The sequence below is a fragment of the Pseudomonas protegens genome (assembly GCF_003732485.1).
GTDB lineage: Bacteria > Pseudomonadota > Gammaproteobacteria > Pseudomonadales > Pseudomonadaceae > Aquipseudomonas > Aquipseudomonas protegens_B.
Window position 1 is genome coordinate 62,422 of sequence record NZ_MOAK01000051.1, and the last position, 1,761, is coordinate 64,182.

The 1,761-nt window shown below is 67.2% G+C and carries 2 protein-coding genes; one reads left to right on the top strand and one right to left on the bottom strand.

What is annotated here, in order from left to right; all coding sequences use genetic code 11:
* Positions 1–88 precede the first annotated feature (88 nt).
* The gene (locus BLX41_RS12855; protein WP_123725177.1) at positions 89–1,279 is read left to right on the top strand and encodes a PrpF domain-containing protein; all 1,191 of its coding nucleotides are present in this window, start codon (positions 89–91) and stop codon (positions 1,277–1,279) included.
* Positions 1,280–1,283: 4 nt separating this feature from the next.
* Here BLX41_RS12855 and BLX41_RS12860 read toward each other — a convergent pair whose 3' ends face one another.
* Positions 1,284–1,625, bottom strand: coding sequence for a low molecular weight protein tyrosine phosphatase family protein (locus BLX41_RS12860; protein ID WP_123725178.1), 342 nt, complete (start codon positions 1,623–1,625; stop codon positions 1,284–1,286).
* Between the last annotated feature and the right edge of the window lie 136 nt (positions 1,626–1,761).

Consider the following 1,761-nt stretch of genomic DNA (forward strand, 5'->3'; position numbering starts at 1 on the left):
CGGCCGCGACGGTTTATCATGCGGCGCTGCCGCCCGTTGCCCGCGCGACAAGGGGCTGCTCTTTTCGCCCACCGTGGAGGCGCCCGCCATGCCCGATCTGCAAAAGCCTGCTGCTATCCCTGAGTTCCCCGTGTGCCACGCCCGTGGCGGCACCTCCACCGGGCTGATCCTGGCCCGCGAAGCCTTGCCCCGGGACGAAGCCCTGGTGGAAGAACTGCTGCGCCACCTGATGGGCGTGCCGCTGCATGGCGAGTGGCCGGGCAACAGCCAGATCACCGGCCTGGGCCGCGGCGGGCCCACCAGCAACAAGGTGTTCATCGTCGAGCGCCGCCCCGGCGAGACGCGGATGATCAGCACCCTGGCGCAACTGGCGGCGGGCAAGAGCGCCATCGACTGGAGCGTCAACTGCGGCAACATGTCCGCGGCGTTGCCGCTGTATGCCCAGCAGCGCGGCTGGCTGGAGCCCGGGGAGGGCGGTGGGCAGATCGAGATCTACAACAGCAACACCCAGACCACGATGTATGCGCGCTTAGGCTTCGCCAATGGCCGGCTGCTGAGCGACACGCGGATTCCCGGGGTCAACGGGGTGTTTCCCGGGGTCGACCTGTTTCTCGACAAGCCGGTGGGGGCCAAGACCGGCGCGCTGTTTCCCACCGGGCAACGGGTCGACCTGCTGGATGGTATTGCCGCCACCTGCATCGATGTGGCGGTGCCCATGGTCATCATCCACGCAGCGGACCTGGGCCAGACCGGCGAGGAAACCCCGGCCCAGCTGGACGCCGACCCGCAGTTCAAGGCGCGTCTGCTGGAACTGATGGTGCTGGGCGGGTTGCGCATGGGCCTGCGCAAGCGCGATGGCAGCCTGATGAGCGCCGACGACCTGCGGCGCAGCGAAACCATCCCGAAGATCTGCATCGTCAGCCCGGCGCGAGAAGGCGGGGATATCGCCACCCGTTACTTCACCCCGCAGAACGCCCACCCGTCCCTGGCGGTGTCCGGTGGTTGCTGCCTGGCGGCGGCCTGCCTGGCCGAGGGCACCGTGGCCCACGCCCTGCTGGCACGGGCGCCGGTGATCGGCGAGGAGCCGGGCGAATACCCGCTGGCGATTGAAAACCCCGCCGGCGTGCTGGAGACCCTGATCAATGCCAGGCTGGCTGGCGGGGAGCTGCTGATCGACGGCGCCGCCTACCGGCGCAGCGCGCAGATTCTGTTGCAGGGCAGCACGCCGCTGTACAACGCCTCGGCGGCCTTGCTTGCCGCCTTGCCCCAAGGGCAATGACGGTTCAGCGCAGCTCCTGGCCCGCAGGAAGAAACGGCGGCACCTTCTGCCGCAGCAACTGGATCAGTTCCGGGTCCATGAACTCGTAATCATCGGGAATGTTCAGGCACACAATCTGCTGCTCGCGCAGCTGCGCCTTGAAGCGCTTGCGCAGTTTTTCCCGGTGCCGGGTTTCCATCACCACAATCAGCCCGGCCCATTCCACCAGCTCCGGGCCCAGGGGCACTTCGGCATCGTGGTTGAGCCCCGCCGAAGCGGTTTCGATCCCCGGCCAGTCGGCGAACAGTTGCTCGGCGGTGGGGCTGCGCAGCTTGTTCTGGCTGCAGACAAACAGGACATTGAGCATTGGGCCGAACTCCTTGGCACAGACGCCCGGCCCTTAGAGGGCGGGGCAAAGGTGCTGATTTTTCGGGGCTTTTACTGCACTGTCCAGCAACTTGTGGCGGGCCGGACCAATTGCATTGGTCGGCGCAAGTTGCCCG

What these genes read in the sequence shown, in the direction of transcription:
- BLX41_RS12855 (WP_123725177.1), top strand. Translation starts at nt 89, where the DNA reads ATGCCCGATCTGCAAAAGCCTGCTGCTATCCCTGAGTTCCCCGTGTGC.
- BLX41_RS12860 (WP_123725178.1), bottom strand. Translation starts at nt 1,625, where the DNA reads ATGCTCAATGTCCTGTTTGTCTGCAGCCAGAACAAGCTGCGCAGCCCC.